Raw genomic sequence first — 14,281 nt, 5'->3', positions numbered from 1 at the left:
TGGAGCGGTCGGGGTTTGTTAGAGGAACTCGATGCAGATCGGTGCGCCTGCGAGCGGAACCGTTGTGCCGCTGAACGTCAGTTTGCCGGTTTCCGGGTTCACCTGGAAAATGGCGATGTCGTTGGAGCGCTGGCCGGCGACAAGCATCCATTTGCCGGAGGGGGCGAGGTTGAAATTGCGCGGCACCCAAACTTGCGCAGGAGTGCTTTCGATCCGCTTGAAGCCGTCTTCGAAGCGAGAGAAGAGGGTGATGGAGTCGCGGCCCTGTTGGGAGAGGTCGCGGTTGGAGGCATAGATGAATTTACCGTTGGGGTGGATGCGGATTTCGGCGCAGGTCATCTGCGTTTTATCCGCGCCCTCGGGGAGGGTCGGGACGGTTTTGACGAATTCGAGCTTCCCCTGGGCGACCGCCTTGAAGACGGAGACGCTGAGGTCGAGTTCGTTGAGCACGTAGAGGATGGAACCCTCCCGGCTCCATTTCATGTGGCGCGGGCCCATGCCGCCGCCGGGGACGATCGCCTCGCCGGCGGGGGTCAGGGTGCCGGCCTTCGGTTCGATGCGATAGATCATGATCTTGTCGATGCCGAGATCGGCGGCGTAGGCGTGGGTGTTCGCCGGATTCATGACGACCGAGTGCGCGTAGGCTTTGTTTTGCCGCTTGGGATGCGTGCCGGAACCGGAATGGGCGAAATAGGATTTGGCTTCGGAGACGGAGCCGTCGGCCAAGATGCCGAAGGAGGCGACGCTGCCGCTGCCGTAATACGCGGTCGTGAGGAGCTGCCCCGTTTGGTCGAGGCTCACGTGGCAGTTGCCCTTGCCTTCCGTCGCCTGCATGTTGAGCAGGTCGAGCCGGCCTTCGGGTGCAATTTTCATGGCGGCCACGCCGCCTTGGCGGCCCAGGGTGCCGCCAAAGGCGGTGGAATAAAGATACTGCTTGTTGGGGTGGATGGCCAAAAAGCCCGGTCGGCCCAATTCAATGGCCAGCTGCGGTTGCGTTAACTCTCCGGTCTCCTCGTCGAAGTCGGCGAAGTAGATTCCGTTCCCGTTGCCGGTTCCGAAATAGACCCGGCCGGCGTCGGCGCACAGGGCGAACGCGACGAGCGATAGCATCAGGATCGTTTTCATGGCAGGCCTCTAAAGGAAGTTGACTTTGGCGATGTGGGGCAGTTCCCGGTATTTGTTGTCGTAGTCGAGGCCATAGCCGACCACGAACAGGTCGTCGATCTCGAATCCCTTGAAGTCGGCCTCCAGTTCGACGGCGCGGTTCGCCTTTTTGTCGAGCAGGACGCAGGTGTGGACGGTTTTCGCGCCGCGCCGGAACATCAGCTCTTTGGTAAAGGCCAGCGTGCGGCCGCTATCCAGGATGTCGTCGACCAGCAACACATTGGCATCGGTGAGGTTTTCGCGGATGTCGTGGATGATCTGGACCGATCCGGAGGAGACGGTGCCGGCGCCATAGCTCGAGAGCGTCATGAAGTCGATATGCGGGTGGGCGTCGTGCCGATAGAAGCTGCGCATCAGGTCGGCGAAAAACATGAAGCTACCCTTGAGGATCCCGATGACTACCAGATGCTCGGGTTGGCCGGCATTGATGATCTCGTCGACCAGCGTATCGACCCGTTCGGCGATGGTGTCTTTATCAATCAGGATTTCTTTTACATCGTGTGCTCTCATGGGTAGTCTCCGCGGTTTTAGAAATTGAGTTGCAAACATGCCCAACGTTTTGTGTTTGGGCAATGACAGAGTGACGATTGATCCGTGATGCGTGAACCGATTCGCGCCTCGGGGGTCACGCGTCGCGTTCAGTGGAGATTTGAGATGAAAGTACGTACCCGTTTTGCACCGAGCCCAACCGGCAATGTCCACATTGGCAATATGCGCGCCGCGATCTATAACTGGCTGTTCGCCCGCCACATGGGCGGCGAATTCCTGCTTCGCGTCGAAGATACCGACATCGAGCGTTCCACGCCGGAGGCCATTCAGACGTTGCTCGATGCGATGGACTGGCTCGGGTTGGACGTCGATGGCGAACACCTCTACCAAACCACCCGCCAGCAGGCGCATCTCGATGCCGCGGAGATGCTGCTCTCCAAGGGACTGGCCTACAAGGAAGACAAGGGCGGAACCGGGCAGGGCGAGTGCGTGATCTTCCGTATGCCGGGCACCGACAGTTCGTTCGTCGACGGCATCAAGGGGCCGCTGAGCAAGGCGGCCGCGAACATGCAGGACTTTGTGATTGTCCGGTCCAACGGAACCCCGGTGTTCCATCTGGCCAACGTGCTCGACGACATCGAGCAGGGCATCACCCACGTGATCCGTGGCGACGACCACGTTGAAAACACCTTCCGCCACATTGCGCTCTACCAGGCGCTCGGGGCCGACGTGCCCAACTTCGCCCACCTGCCGATGATCGTGAACGCGCAGGGCAAACCCTATTCCAAGCGCGACGGCGATGCGTTCGTCGGCGATTTCCGCGAGAAGGGGTTCCTGCCCGATGCGCTGTTCAACTATCTGGCGCTGCTCGGCTGGTCGCCGGGCGACGACCGCGAGATCATGACCCGCGAGGAGATGGTGGAGGCCTTTACGCTGGCGCGTTGCCAGTCTTCCGCCGCCCAGGTCGATTTGAAAAAGCTGACCTGGATGAACGGCGAATACATGCAGAAGCTGCCGGCGGCCGAGTTTGAGGCGATGGCCTCGGCCGAGTTGCGCAAGGCGGGGATCGATGCGGATCCGGCCTATGCCCAAAAGGTCTTTGGCCTGATCCGCGAGCGCGTCAAAACCGTGGCGGACATCGCGCCGATGGTGGGCTATTTCTTCTCCGACGATTTCGAGTACGACGAAAAGGCGGTCCGCAAGAAGCTCCAAAAGGATGGCGTGGCCGACACGTTGGCCAAGGTGAAGGCCATCTTCGAGTTGCTGGCAACCTTCGACGAAGCCTCCACCGACCAGGCATTGCATGACTTCGTCGAGGAGTCGGGGCTTGGTTTCGGCGCGGTAATGGCCCCCGTTCGCCTGGCCGTATCCGGCATCCAGTCCGGCCCGGAGCTGTTCCCGACGATGGAAGTGCTCGGCCGCGAACGCGTTCTTCAAAGAATAGATCGCACGGTCGAGCTGTATTTGACATAGTTCGCCTGCTCGGGCCAAGACCCCGATGCGAAGGGAAAATGCAGATATTGCCGATATTCGCAGCTATGGCGGAGGGCGCGCTCGACTCAGCGTGGCTGTGGCCCGTCGTCGTAGGCTTGTTGCTAATGGCATTGGGTTGGGTTTTGCTGAAAAACCATCGGCTCAAGCAACGCTTCGAGGAGCAGTCGATCAAGCTGGACCGCGAGCGGGAACTGCGCGTTAAGGCGGAAAGTGTCCGGGAGGATCGCCTGCGCGACCGCGACGCCAATATCGCGATGCTCGTCAGCATGAACGAGGATACGGAGGAGGCCCGCGGAGAGTTGCAGGTGGCCAACGAACAGCTGCAGGAGGCCATTGGGCGCGCAAACCGTCTGGCGGTCGAGGCGCAGTCCGCCAATATCGCCAAAAGCGAATTCCTGGCCAACATGAGCCATGAAATCCGCACGCCCATGAACGGGATCATCGGGGTTACCAATCTGTTGCTCGATTCCGGGTTGGAAGACGAGCAACTCGAGCTCGCCGCGACGGTGCAGCGCAGCGGCAAGGCGCTGCTCGCGATCGTCAACGACATCCTCGATTTTTCCAAGATCGAGGCCGGGCACATGGAAATCGAGGTGATGGATTTCGATCTGAAGAATGTACTGGGCGATCTCCAGGCGATCTTCAGTCTTCAAGCGCAGCGAAAGGGCATCGCCTTCGAGGTGAATGTGGATCCGCTCGTACCGGCCCAGCTGTGCGGCGACGTGAGCCGCTTGCGGCAGATCCTGGCCAATCTCGTTGGAAACGCCGTCAAATTCACCGCGGCCGGCTCGGTTGCGATCGATGTGGCGGTATCCAAAAAACAAAACACCCATCTGCATATCCGCTTCGAGGTCAGGGATACGGGGATCGGGGTCGAGAGGGAGTTGTTGCCGCACATTTTCGGCGCCTTCCATCAGCAAGATGCGTCCACCTCGCGGAAGTATGGCGGCACCGGGCTGGGATTGGCCATTTGCAAGCAGCTGGTCGAAATCATGGGGGGCGAAATCGGGGTCGAAAGCACCGCCGGAATGGGATCGGTTTTCTGGTTCGAGATTCCGGTCGATCTGCAGAAGAGCACCGTTGTTCAAACCGCATTCGCGTTTGACCGCAACGGCACCCATAAAGCGTGCGAGGAGGATGCGAATTCGACCGTCATGTCGTTGCAGGCGGCGCGCGAAAAAATCGAGGCGATGGGGTGCGAGGTCCGGATTCTCGTGGTTGAGGACAATATCGTGAACCAGACCGTCGCCGTGCGAACCCTGAAAAAAATGGGATGTTCGGCCGATGCCGTGCGCGATGGTTCCGATGTGGTCGGAATGCTGGAAAGCTCCCGCTACGATCTCATTCTGATGGATGTCCAGATGCCCAAGATGGATGGTTTTGAAACAACGAAAGCGATCCGCGCATATGAAGCGGCGCAAGGGGCATCCCGGATGCCGATTATTGCGATGACCGCCCATGCCCTCAGCGGCGACCGGGAGCGTTGCCTGGAAGTGGGGATGGATGGATACATCACGAAACCCATCAACGTGGCCGAACTTTCGGGGGCGATTCTGACGGGGTTGGCGGGCCGCGATCGAATGGGATGAAGTGCCGGTAGGGGGATCGATGAAAAAAACGTTGGCCATATTCGGGGGATGTCTCATTGCTGCCATGCCGGTGATTGTGCTGGCGGCAACGGTGTACACGCTGATGCTTCCCAATCTGTATGAATCGTCGGTGCGTCTTTCCGTGGAGCCCGGGGACGCGGCCGTCGAATGCCCGAATCCCTGTCCGCATTGCAGCCTGGCGTCGGAAACCTTCACCCGAACACAGATCGAGGTGCTGAGTTCCAAGCCGATCCTTTATGAGGTGATCAACCGGCTGAACCTCCAGCAGCAATGGGGCCGCGCCGGAGATCGGCTCCCGCGTGAGGTGGCTTATCGAATTCTCCTCAACAGCGTGAGCGTATACACCGTGCGCGATACCTCGTTGCTTTGCGTCTCCGTCCGGCGCGACAATCCCGACGAAGCCGCCGAAATCGCCAACGAACTTGCCGAGGTCTACCGGGATTCGCGGCTGAATCTCGCGCTGAATGAGTCGCGCAAAAAAGTGGATGCCATCGGGGCGGCCATGAAAAAACAGCTTGCTCGCGTCGAAGCGGCGGAAGAACAGGTTGGTGGCTCCACGGAAGAAGAGGCGCGGCGCGCGGCCTCGGCCGCTCTCGAAGCGGAACAGCTCGTTTGTGCCCAGTTGGCGGCGAAGCACCGCGAGGAAATCATCTCCCTCGAGATTCCGCGCACCCCGGTTGAACTCATCGATATCGCCGAGCCGGACCGCCGCCCCGTCAGCCCGAACCTTTTCGCCAACGTGCTGCTGTCGATCATTGTTGCGGGGATCTGCGGGGGTGTTGGCGGAATCCTGCTCGCCATGGGGCTTCGGAAAAGCCCGCCGCCGGTACGCTGACGATCAGGGCCGGTTGCGCACGCGCTCGGCGGGGACGGCGAAGCGCTTCATCATGAAGTCCCGGAACGCTTGCGGAACGTCCTTCATTTCCAGCGCCTTTTCCATGCAGAGCAACCACGCATCGCGGTCGGCCGAGGTGATCGCGAGGTGGCCATGCGACTGTCCGAGACGCACGGGGCCATATTTTTCCTCATATTTCGGCGGGCCATTTAAGTAGTCGCAAAGAAAAAGCCCCAGCTTTTCGCGCGATTCGGTTAAGTCGCTCGGATGCATGAACAGAATTTTCCGCGCTTGCGGGAGTTTTTCCATCACGTCGTAGAAGTCGTTTGCGAGCCGATGGCAACCCGCCTCGCCTCCAATCATCCGGTACTGGGTGTCGCCGGTCCGGTATTCCTCGTCAAGTTTCACTATATCCTGGGTCATCGATACCTCACTAAAACGGTACTATATAGCGCGCCGGCTTTCCCGTTGCCAGCCTTTTAGCGGAACAAGTGCGTTGCCTGAAATATTCATGACGGTGTTTCTTGCGCTTGGCGCCCATAAAACATAGCTTATCCGACTAAATCCGAAGCCAGTCAGGAGCCACCCATGAGAAAGATATGCATTGCCGCGTTCGCCGTTATTTCAATCTCAACCGTATGCGTCGCCCAGAGCGATTCAGCCAAGCTGGTCGATGTGGAAACCGGGGAAATCTCGACGTCAACCGTGCTCACCAACGGGGCATGCTTCAAGATGGGGGAGACCACCTATCGGCTGGAGATCGACCAGTCGGCGGATGCCAAGTATATCGAGGAGCTCAGCACGACGGGGGTTCCGGTGCGGATGCAGGATCTTTCCGCAAAGGATGCCTTCACCATGCTGACCCACCTTTCCGGCACAACGATCGTTTGCGCACGGGATGTAGACAAGGATCTCAAGGTCAGCATCAACACGCAGGACGACTCCGTCATGGACATCATCGAGCAAATCTGTTTCCAGATCGATGCCGAGCCCTCCTACCGCAAGCAAACCGTTTGGATCAAGGCCAAAAAGGCGGAGTGAATCGCGTCTGTTCTGCCGGCGATTTGACTTGGCCGGCGGAACCGTCCGCTCCCATGGCTGCGTTGGCTGCATGAGCCCGAAGTTGAAAGGTTTTTATTGGGGGGCCTGCCTGCTCTTGCCGGCTTTCGTCGGGGGATGCTCTTCCTATCGCCCCGCCGTCGTTTCGAACCGTGCGATCAGCAACCCGACGGTGGGGTGGAACGGATATTCGGTGCAGGCGCCGGACGGCATGACGATCTTCAATCCGGAGACGGTCGATCTGGATTCCGCCCATGTTTCCGATTTCCAACGCTGGTATGCCGAGGAAGACCGTCGCGCCTCGGCCGGATGGTATATTGTCTACGCCGAACGGTTCCTTTTCGAATCCGGGGATGATTATGCCATCGGCTTCATGTCCGACTCGTACGGGCTGACCGGCGGATGGGCGAGCATCACCTCCGTGCAGATGCAGTATTTTCTCCAGAAGCTGGCCAACCACAAGAAGGTTGCAATCAACGACACGGAGGCCTTCAGCGAGATTATCGACCTGAACGGACAGCGGGCCATGCACGTGAGCGGCGAGTGCCGGCCCTATTTCCGAAAAAACGCCGTCCCGTTGGCCTACGAGGGATATTTTGTCGTCGGCAAACTCCGCGAGGTTTTCTGGATCGAGGGCTTTGGCAAAATGGAATTCCGCGACGAAATGAAGGCCAAGGTGCGCCAGACCGTCGAAAGCCTGCGGCTGAACTGATCCATGTTGCCGGTTTTCGGAAGGGTTCTAGTTCTTGTGTCGGGGGGCGGAATCGCATAGCGTGTTCAGTCATTTCCAAAGGAATCAATTTTCCGGGGGTTGCATGAAGAAACCATTGATGGTGATTTTGTTATCGCTTGCGGCGTGGGCCATGGGTGATCTGGAAGAAAAGCTCGGCCAGCTGCAGGCGCCGACGCAGGAATTTGTCCGCATCCCGGCAAAATATGTTACGGATCGACTGGAAAGGGTGGTCCGGCAAACGGGCGATCCCGAACTGGGCGCTTTTCTGGTGGAGATGCGCATGGACGCCTCTTCGGCCATGCGCATCACCATCAATATGGAAGGGATGAATGTGCATCAGGCCTTGACGGCCGTTGCCACGGCAACCGCGTCGACGCTCGTCTACGAGAACGGCCGGGCGATTTTCATGGATCCCGACAGCGCGATGCTTTTGCAACCGGAGAAGGCCGCGGCGGTCCCGCAACAAAAGGCGCCGCAGATCGAAAACGTCTCGTTTTCGGATATCGATCGTTCGATCGTCTTCGTGGAGACGGGGGAAGCGGCCGGTTCCGCCTTCGTCGCCTCGGTGGACGGCAAGATCTACATCATCAGCAACCAGCACAATTTCCTCGGGGCCACCAAGCTGGCGTTGCGGGCCATGCACGGCGGATTGCTCGAATTCGACTCGTTCGAGTTCTGTAAAACCCGCGATCTGGTCCGGTTCGGTCTGAAGGCCGGCCAGGCAAAGGGACTGACGGTTCTGCAGCTCGCGCCGGATGCGCCGGGCATCGGCGACAAGATCGTGGTCTACGGCAACAGCGCGGGCGGCAACGTGGCCACCGAGCTCAAGGGCGAGGTGCTCGGCGTCGGACCCGCAGATATCGAAGTCAACGCCGCCATCGTCCCCGGCAACAGCGGTAGCCCGATCCTTGACACCAAGGGCCGCGTGCTCGGCGTCGCGACCTATGTGACCTACGCGCTCAAATTCCAGGGCGACAAGGAGAGCAAGAATATCTTCAAAGGGACCCGCTTCGGCAAGGCGCGCCGCTACGGGGTCCGCATCCCGTCCGACGATTGGGTGGCGGCGGATTTACGCGCTTATCTGGAGCAGACCTACCGCTTGACCGATACGAAAAACTATCTGGAAATCCTTAATACCCTCGTCATGTACTGGAACGGGGACGACGACTACGAAGAGTCCGCCAAACGGATCATGTCCGACTATACTTCCAGCAACAACCGCAGCAAGCCGCCCTACACGTTCCAATCGCCCAAAACCGAGGCCGAGGCAACCATGCTGGTCAAGGCATTCAAGCGCAATTACGAAGAGTTCGTGGCCAAGGTCAACGACATGGATGTTTCCAGTCGGGATCTTGAAGACATGAGCCAGAATTTCGGCAGGCGCTCCACCACCAAGGCCGAGATGCTCGACGGCTATATCCGATCCTCGTTGCTCAACCGCGCCAAGCGGATCCAGACGGATCTCGAAGAAAGCCGCTGGGCGAGCCGCTTCCTCGAAGAAGCCGCCGAGCCCCTCTCCGAACTCGTGGGCGAACTCATTCGCGCGCTCGAGGAAAACGAAAACCCCTACTCACGAATCCGGGAGCTGAGATAGTGCGTTACCTGCCAACCCTCCTTGCCGTGGCGTTGTGCGCCGGTTGTGCGTCGAAGAACGAATCCGGTCCGCCGATCGTCGACCCCACCAAATCCATGACCTTCCTCGAAGCGGGATTCCGCCCCGAGGTGCTGTTGTTTCCCGAGTTCTTGCTGATGGAGGATTTCGAATTGCATCAGCATGGACGCATTCCGGAAACCCGGCTGGTCGCCGCCGGGATGAATAGCTCGTTGGGGCTGGCCTCGGTGCGCATGCGTTTCAGCGAAGCCCTTGGCGAGGCCGGGTGGTCGATGGGCAAGGTGGAGATGGCAAAGCAATCGTTTCGCATGCTGGCGACGTTGGGCGTGGAGGAACTCGAAATTCGCGCGGTTCAAGGTGGCGCGGATACCCAGGTGTTCCTGCTCTATCTTCCCCCGCCGCCTGCGGTTGATGTACCGATGGATATGAACGGGAGAACTCTATGAATACCCTGGCGATCGGAATGCCCGGCGGGTCGGAAATCATCATCATTCTTGTGATCATCCTCTTGCTGTTCGGGGCCAAAAAACTGCCGGAGCTCTCGCGCTCGCTCGGGCGCAGCCTCGGGGAGTTCAAGAAGGGCAAGGAAGACCTCGAACGCGAGCTCCGCGAAGTCCAGGACGATCTGCACCAGGTTGCAACGGAGCCCGAACCCTCGGCGGGAAAACCGCCGGTGGCCAAAGCCGGATCCAAGGACGAGAAGCCTACAAAGACCGAACCAGTTTAACCGGATCGTTCATGATCGAATCCAGCACGAGGCAGGCCGCGCCGAACACGCCGTCGTCGTCCCGTCCGGAGACCTTGATCTTTACGTTGGCCCGCGGATGGCTCAGTGCACGCTGATCGACGGTTCGCCTCGTCTCGTTGAGCATGTGCGACAGGATCGGGCGCATGGCGCCGCCGAGTACCACGGTATCGAGGTTGAAGAGATTCACCAAATTGGCGATGCCGAGTCCGAGCATTTCCGCCATTTCGTCGACCGTTGCGCACACCGTCGGGTCTTTTAGGCGCAGCGCCTCCGCCGTTTTATCGATGTCGATTTCCGCGACCCCCGTTTTGCGGGCGAGGGCGGGCAGGCCGACTTCCGTCACCCAGCATCCATGGTCGCCGCAGGTGCAAGGTTCTCCATCCGTCCGGATTTTCATGTGGCCGGCCTGTCCGGCAAAGCCGCGGCTGCCGTGGAACGGGTGCCCGTCGAGCATCAGTCCTGCCGCCATGCCGACCCCGATGCTGAGGTAGGCCAGGTTGCGGGCCTTCGAGCGGTCGGCGTAGGTGTGATAGCCGAGCGCCGAGGTGTTCGCCTCGTTATCGATGTGGACTGGCACGGCGAACCGTTCCCCCCAGAGCCGCTGGAAGGGTACGTCTTTCCAGCCCAGCGTGGGCGCATAGGTCAGGATGCCGTTTTCCGAATCCACCAAGCCCGCCAGGCCCAGCCCGATGCCGAGCGGCCTCAGGCCTTCGCCCGTGCCCCAGTCGAGGGCGCTTTGTACCAGCGTTTCGGCCCGGGAAAGGATCTCCGACTGGGAAAGGTGCGGCCCGGATTTGGCCGATTCCTCCCACAGCATTTTGCCGCGGAAATCGACCACCTCCACGATGATGCGGCTAATGTCGATTTCGGCGCCGATGGCGAATCCGCCGTCGTGCGCCAGTTCCAGCAGCAAGCCCGGGCGCCCGGCGCCTTCGCGACGGAATTCGGTTTCGACCACCAGTTTGGCCTGCAGCAAGTCGGCCACGATATTCGAGGCGGTGTTGCGGGTCATGCCAAGTTCCTTCGCCAGATCGGCCCGGGCCAGCGTGCCGCGTTCGCGCAAGAGTTTCAGAATGGCCGACATGTTGAACCGCCTGACGGTAAGTTGGTCTGCTTTCTTGTCCTTGAGTCGCTGCATGAATTTACCTCTAGCGGTTTAAAAGAAAATAGTATTAGCGGAGGATACCTCGGAAAAGAAGCGATTTTCGCGGTCCGGTGCGCTAACGTATGTCTCAGAGAAAGGAAGACTATGGACAAACCTCAGTGGAATCCAAAGGACAAAGCAGGGTCGCTTCAGGAGTGGATCGGCGCGCTCAACAACGAGGCGCGCCGCCAATTCCTATTGGCGGGAACCCATATCGAGCTCTTTTTCATGTTCGGCGACGACGGCTTGCAGGAGGTGGTGCCGGTCGTGGCCATGGAAAAGGCCGAAGTGATCGCGGCGTTTAAGAAGTTGCTGGCGGGGCGAAACGGCTACGCCTACATCCACATTGCCGAGGCCACCGTTCGGCGCGTGGACAGCGGAGCCGAGTCCGACTCCCTGCTGCTGATCGCCGAAAGCCGCGACGGCCTCTCCGAGGCTTGGATCAGCACCGTGGTCCGGCGCAACGAAGAAAAACTGCTGCTCGATGCCGTGCGCATTTCCGGCTCAAGGTTGCAGGGGCGTTTTATGGGGATCTTCGAGGAGCTCTAGTTTCCGGCGACCGGCGGCGGGCGTTTATTCGGCGGCGCCGGCCCACGCTTCCAGTTCCGGATCGAGGTAGGCGTGTTCCAGCAGTTCGCTGGCCCAATGCTCGTCCTTGGCGGCCAACCGGCGAAGCATCCGCACCGACATCACTTGGACGGCGGGCACTTCCGACCACAGCGCATTGTTCAGGCAGCGCCATGTCGAGGGTTCCATTTTTTTGGGGTTATCGATCTGTTTCAAGCACTCCCCGCAAATGAAAATGCACCCGTCCGGATACGGTTCCTCTTCGACCGGAGGAAGTTCGTAGACCTCGAGTTTAACGCCGCTCGTGTCGCATAGTTCGCAGTGGGAGCGCGACCGCCTCACCAGATCCTTCGCAAAACGCGAAAGTATGTTCTGCCGGTGAAATTTTCCCTTGAACCCCGTAGACATGGCACTCCTTAATCAAACAATCAATTGAATGCACATTAAGGGATTTCCGTTCAATGTCTGGATAAAAAAAGAAGTAATTCGAGCGGGGCATTGAAACAAAAAACCCCGGGTTGCTGTCCCGGGGCGGCTGGGCATCACGAGCGTTATGTTCATCATTTGCCTGTCGATCATGAGCTAACACAATCTGGACATGGGCATCTTATGTCGTTTAGCACCTCCGTGTCGCCAGCTGGGGGAATTCCCTCACTGCACATAGACCGGATTTCTCCGGCAACGTTTAAACTTTGTTCCGATATCGTCCGTCTAAATCGCGCCGGCGTGATCGCCCCTACGGTTGTTTGGTTCCCATGCAGCGGTCCAGGTGGTCTGCGGCCATCTTCTTGGTGAAGAGCGATACGACGACGGTTGCAACAAGAGCGATCGGCAAACCGATAAAGAGCGGATCGACGTAGGCCCAGACAAACGGCCCGGTCTTGGCGAGCACTTCCTGGCCCTCGACCATGGAAATGGCCAGCGAGCGCCGACCGAAAAGCGTGTTGCAGAGCAGGAGGGCCGTTGCGGCTTTCTGTTCCACGAAAAAAATCCAGAACAGGCTGCTGAGCGATCCGCTCAGCAGGCCGGCAATCGCGCCCGCCTTGGTGATGCCGCGGCTCCAGAGCGCCCCGATATACATCGGCAGGAAGGCGCAGGCGCACAGACCGAAAAAGATGGCCGTCCCGCGCGCCACGATGGCGGTGCCCGTCTTGCCGAATTTTATTTCCATGATGTAGCTTAGGTAGACCGATACCAGAATGCCCGCCAGCACGCCGATGCGCGTGGCCAACATGCCGCTGCCGCCTTTCTTCTTCCCGAGCGATTCCTCGACCAGGTCGCGCCCCAGCGAGGTGCCCATCACATGGAACTGGCTGCTGAGGGTGCTCATGGCCGCCGAGATCAGCGTCAGCATGAACAGGATGCCGAACCATTGCGGCAATGCGCTTTGCAGATACATCGGGATGATGGCCTCCACATCGCCCTTGGCGGCGACGATCGATACCGCGCCGACGGTTTGCTGGAAGTGGACGTTGGAGAGCGAGCCGACGATGAAGGCCACGCCCGTCATCATCATGATGAAGACGCCGCCGATGGGGATGGCGCGGTTGAGTTCCTTGCCGCTCTTGACGGTCATGTAGCGGACGGCCAGCTGGGGTTGGGCCAGCACGCCGATGCCGACCCCCATGATGATGGTGCTGACCAGCGTCCACCACAATGGCGAGCCGAACTGGGGCATCGAGGTCCATCCTTGGTGGCCATCGGCTTGCAGTTTGGCCGGAACCAGGTCGGCCATTTCGGTCAGCGCCTGGTGCGCGCCGCTAATTCCGCCCATTTTGACATACGTCAGGATCAGCAGGGCAATCATGCCGAAGAGCATGATGGTGCCTTGCAGCGCGTCGGTATACATGACGCCCTTGATGCCCCCCATGACGACGTAGAGGGCAATGATCACGGAGAACACCAGCAGCGCCGTGTTGTAATCCATGCCCAATTGGGAGGTGATGTATTTCACGGCCCCCGTCAAAACGGCGGAGGCATAGAGCGGAATGAACAGGAAAATGATCACCGCCGACGCGCCCTGGATGAACTTGGACTTGAAGCGCCGGCCCAGCAGTTCCGGAAAGGTGTGCGCATCGAGGCGCAGCCCCATTTTCCGCGTTCGCCCGCCGAACACCCAGAAGGCAATGAAGATGCCGATGAAAATGTTCATGAAGGTCAGCCACAGCAGTCCCATGCCGAAGACCCCGGCCGCGCCGCCGAAGCCGACGATGGCCGAGGTGCTGATAAAGGTGGCCCCGTAGGACATCGCCATCACATACGGATGGACCTTGCGGCCGCCGAGCATGTAGTCGGTGGCGGATTTAGTCGATTTGAATCCCCGGAATCCGAGGTAGGCGATGATGCAGAGATATGCAACGACAATGATAATCATCCAGATAGACATGGGTTCCCCTAAAGCTCTTCTTCAACGCGATCTTCTTCTTCGGCCCAATGACGGATTTCGTCCTCGGGTTCGGAATCCGGATCGTCCTTGTTCCACTTGAGAATGCCCCAGATGAGGCAGAACAGTGCGCTGATTATGCAAAGCAAATAGGCCAGTGCCACCCATGGGTCCGCGATCCCCAGCATACATCCCCCTATGTTACGTTATTTAAATTACCCTGTATGTTAGCCCGCTAAATTGCGGGATGCCAACACGCAATTGCGGGTTATTTGCCCGCCATGCCGCCCTCGGCCGTTTGGCATCCCTCAAATACAGGATGGGCAGAAGCGATGGTTCAAGTAAGCCGCTGCGCGGCAGTTATCTATACACACTTCCTCTTTTGAAAACGTTCTCTTTCGGAAGCGAGGCGCAAGCGCGCGAATATTGAGCCGCTTCGCTAT

Annotated in this window: 16 protein-coding genes; 9 read left to right on the top strand and 7 right to left on the bottom strand. The window is 59.3% G+C overall.

What is annotated here, in order from left to right:
• Window positions 1–18: 18 nt before the first annotated feature.
• Window positions 19–1,125, bottom strand: a complete 1,107-nt coding sequence (locus ABYO54_RS00425) for a lactonase family protein (RefSeq protein ID WP_372805813.1) — start codon at window positions 1,123–1,125, stop codon at window positions 19–21.
• A 9-nt stretch (window positions 1,126–1,134) separates the two neighbouring features.
• On the bottom strand, window positions 1,135–1,674 hold the full coding sequence (gene hpt, locus ABYO54_RS00420) for a hypoxanthine phosphoribosyltransferase (RefSeq protein ID WP_372805811.1): 540 nt from the start codon (window positions 1,672–1,674) through the stop codon (window positions 1,135–1,137).
• A 144-nt stretch (window positions 1,675–1,818) separates the two neighbouring features.
• Between hpt and gltX the strand changes: the two genes are divergently transcribed.
• The 3 genes from gltX to ABYO54_RS00405 all read left to right on the top strand — a co-directional run bounded on the left by gltX (window position 1,819) and on the right by ABYO54_RS00405 (window position 5,592).
• Entirely contained in the window at window positions 1,819–3,126 is a 1,308-nt protein-coding gene (gltX, locus tag ABYO54_RS00415) for a glutamate--tRNA ligase (RefSeq protein WP_372805810.1), read from the top strand.
• Between the two features lie 125 nt (window positions 3,127–3,251).
• Window positions 3,252–4,736: an ATP-binding protein gene (locus tag ABYO54_RS00410; RefSeq protein WP_372805808.1), complete on the top strand. Its 1,485-nt coding sequence runs from the start codon at window positions 3,252–3,254 to the stop codon at window positions 4,734–4,736.
• Window positions 4,737–4,755: 19 nt separating this feature from the next.
• The gene (locus ABYO54_RS00405) at window positions 4,756–5,592 is read left to right on the top strand and encodes a hypothetical protein (protein ID WP_372805806.1); all 837 of its coding nucleotides are present in this window, start codon (window positions 4,756–4,758) and stop codon (window positions 5,590–5,592) included.
• A gap of 3 nt (window positions 5,593–5,595) precedes the next feature.
• On the opposite strand, the gene ABYO54_RS00400 is transcribed toward ABYO54_RS00405, so the two are convergent.
• On the bottom strand, window positions 5,596–6,015 hold the full coding sequence (locus ABYO54_RS00400; RefSeq protein WP_372805804.1) for a group II truncated hemoglobin: 420 nt from the start codon (window positions 6,013–6,015) through the stop codon (window positions 5,596–5,598).
• A 165-nt stretch (window positions 6,016–6,180) separates the two neighbouring features.
• Between ABYO54_RS00400 and ABYO54_RS00395 the strand changes: the two genes are divergently transcribed.
• From ABYO54_RS00395 to tatA, 5 genes are all read left to right on the top strand, one after another.
• Window positions 6,181–6,633 carry a hypothetical protein gene (locus tag ABYO54_RS00395; protein WP_372805802.1) on the top strand — a complete coding sequence of 151 codons (453 nt, stop codon included), beginning with the start codon at window positions 6,181–6,183 and terminating at the stop codon, window positions 6,631–6,633.
• Window positions 6,634–6,715: 82 nt separating this feature from the next.
• Window positions 6,716–7,363 (top strand): hypothetical protein, encoded by a 648-nt coding sequence (locus tag ABYO54_RS00390; protein WP_372805800.1) that lies wholly within the window; start codon window positions 6,716–6,718, stop codon window positions 7,361–7,363.
• A 103-nt stretch (window positions 7,364–7,466) separates the two neighbouring features.
• Complete coding sequence (locus ABYO54_RS00385) at window positions 7,467–8,978, top strand: serine protease (protein WP_372805798.1); 1,512 nt, start codon at window positions 7,467–7,469, stop codon at window positions 8,976–8,978.
• A gap of 95 nt (window positions 8,979–9,073) precedes the next feature.
• Window positions 9,074–9,442 (top strand): hypothetical protein, encoded by a 369-nt coding sequence (locus ABYO54_RS00380; protein WP_372805796.1) that lies wholly within the window; start codon window positions 9,074–9,076, stop codon window positions 9,440–9,442.
• Window positions 9,439–9,723 carry a twin-arginine translocase TatA/TatE family subunit gene (gene tatA, locus ABYO54_RS00375; RefSeq protein WP_372805794.1) on the top strand — a complete coding sequence of 95 codons (285 nt, stop codon included), beginning with the start codon at window positions 9,439–9,441 and terminating at the stop codon, window positions 9,721–9,723. The genes ABYO54_RS00380 and tatA overlap by 4 nt, the downstream gene beginning before the upstream one ends.
• Here tatA and ABYO54_RS00370 read toward each other — a convergent pair.
• On the bottom strand, window positions 9,701–10,882 hold the full coding sequence (locus tag ABYO54_RS00370) for an ROK family protein (RefSeq protein ID WP_372805792.1): 1,182 nt from the start codon (window positions 10,880–10,882) through the stop codon (window positions 9,701–9,703). The genes tatA and ABYO54_RS00370 overlap by 23 nt on opposite strands.
• Before the next feature lie 111 nt (window positions 10,883–10,993).
• Here ABYO54_RS00370 and ABYO54_RS00365 point away from each other — a divergent pair, with 111 nt between their 5' ends.
• Window positions 10,994–11,437 (top strand): hypothetical protein, encoded by a 444-nt coding sequence (locus ABYO54_RS00365; protein ID WP_372805790.1) that lies wholly within the window; start codon window positions 10,994–10,996, stop codon window positions 11,435–11,437.
• A gap of 24 nt (window positions 11,438–11,461) precedes the next feature.
• Here the strand turns inward: ABYO54_RS00365 and ABYO54_RS00360 are convergent, their stop codons facing one another.
• The 3 genes from ABYO54_RS00360 to ABYO54_RS00350 all read right to left on the bottom strand — a co-directional run bounded on the left by ABYO54_RS00360 (window position 11,462) and on the right by ABYO54_RS00350 (window position 14,026).
• Window positions 11,462–11,863 (bottom strand): phnA protein, encoded by a 402-nt coding sequence (locus tag ABYO54_RS00360; RefSeq protein ID WP_372805788.1) that lies wholly within the window; start codon window positions 11,861–11,863, stop codon window positions 11,462–11,464.
• 328 nt (window positions 11,864–12,191) lie between these two features.
• Complete coding sequence (locus ABYO54_RS00355) at window positions 12,192–13,841, bottom strand: sodium:solute symporter (protein WP_372805787.1); 1,650 nt, start codon at window positions 13,839–13,841, stop codon at window positions 12,192–12,194.
• 8 nt (window positions 13,842–13,849) lie between these two features.
• On the bottom strand, window positions 13,850–14,026 hold the full coding sequence (locus ABYO54_RS00350; RefSeq protein ID WP_372805785.1) for a symporter small accessory protein: 177 nt from the start codon (window positions 14,024–14,026) through the stop codon (window positions 13,850–13,852).
• Window positions 14,027–14,281 lie beyond the last annotated feature (255 nt).

It is taken from the genome of Pontiella sp. (assembly GCF_041622395.1).
Taxonomy (GTDB): Bacteria; Verrucomicrobiota; Kiritimatiellia; order Kiritimatiellales; family Pontiellaceae; genus Pontiella.
This window is presented reverse-complemented; position numbering and strand designations above follow the sequence as displayed.

Coding starts and splice junctions, on each gene's coding strand:
- ABYO54_RS00425 (WP_372805813.1), bottom strand. CDS start 1,125: ATGAAAACGATCCTGATGCTATCGCTCGTCGCGTTCGCCCTGTGCGCC.
- hpt (WP_372805811.1), bottom strand. CDS start 1,674: ATGAGAGCACACGATGTAAAAGAAATCCTGATTGATAAAGACACCATC.
- gltX (WP_372805810.1), top strand. CDS start 1,819: ATGAAAGTACGTACCCGTTTTGCACCGAGCCCAACCGGCAATGTCCAC.
- ABYO54_RS00410 (WP_372805808.1), top strand. CDS start 3,252: ATGGCATTGGGTTGGGTTTTGCTGAAAAACCATCGGCTCAAGCAACGC.
- ABYO54_RS00405 (WP_372805806.1), top strand. CDS start 4,756: ATGAAAAAAACGTTGGCCATATTCGGGGGATGTCTCATTGCTGCCATG.
- ABYO54_RS00400 (WP_372805804.1), bottom strand. CDS start 6,015: ATGACCCAGGATATAGTGAAACTTGACGAGGAATACCGGACCGGCGAC.
- ABYO54_RS00395 (WP_372805802.1), top strand. CDS start 6,181: ATGAGAAAGATATGCATTGCCGCGTTCGCCGTTATTTCAATCTCAACC.
- ABYO54_RS00385 (WP_372805798.1), top strand. CDS start 7,467: ATGAAGAAACCATTGATGGTGATTTTGTTATCGCTTGCGGCGTGGGCC.
- ABYO54_RS00380 (WP_372805796.1), top strand. CDS start 9,074: ATGACCTTCCTCGAAGCGGGATTCCGCCCCGAGGTGCTGTTGTTTCCC.
- tatA (WP_372805794.1), top strand. CDS start 9,439: ATGAATACCCTGGCGATCGGAATGCCCGGCGGGTCGGAAATCATCATC.
- ABYO54_RS00370 (WP_372805792.1), bottom strand. CDS start 10,882: ATGCAGCGACTCAAGGACAAGAAAGCAGACCAACTTACCGTCAGGCGG.
- ABYO54_RS00365 (WP_372805790.1), top strand. CDS start 10,994: ATGGACAAACCTCAGTGGAATCCAAAGGACAAAGCAGGGTCGCTTCAG.
- ABYO54_RS00360 (WP_372805788.1), bottom strand. CDS start 11,863: ATGTCTACGGGGTTCAAGGGAAAATTTCACCGGCAGAACATACTTTCG.
- ABYO54_RS00355 (WP_372805787.1), bottom strand. CDS start 13,841: ATGTCTATCTGGATGATTATCATTGTCGTTGCATATCTCTGCATCATC.
- ABYO54_RS00350 (WP_372805785.1), bottom strand. CDS start 14,026: ATGCTGGGGATCGCGGACCCATGGGTGGCACTGGCCTATTTGCTTTGC.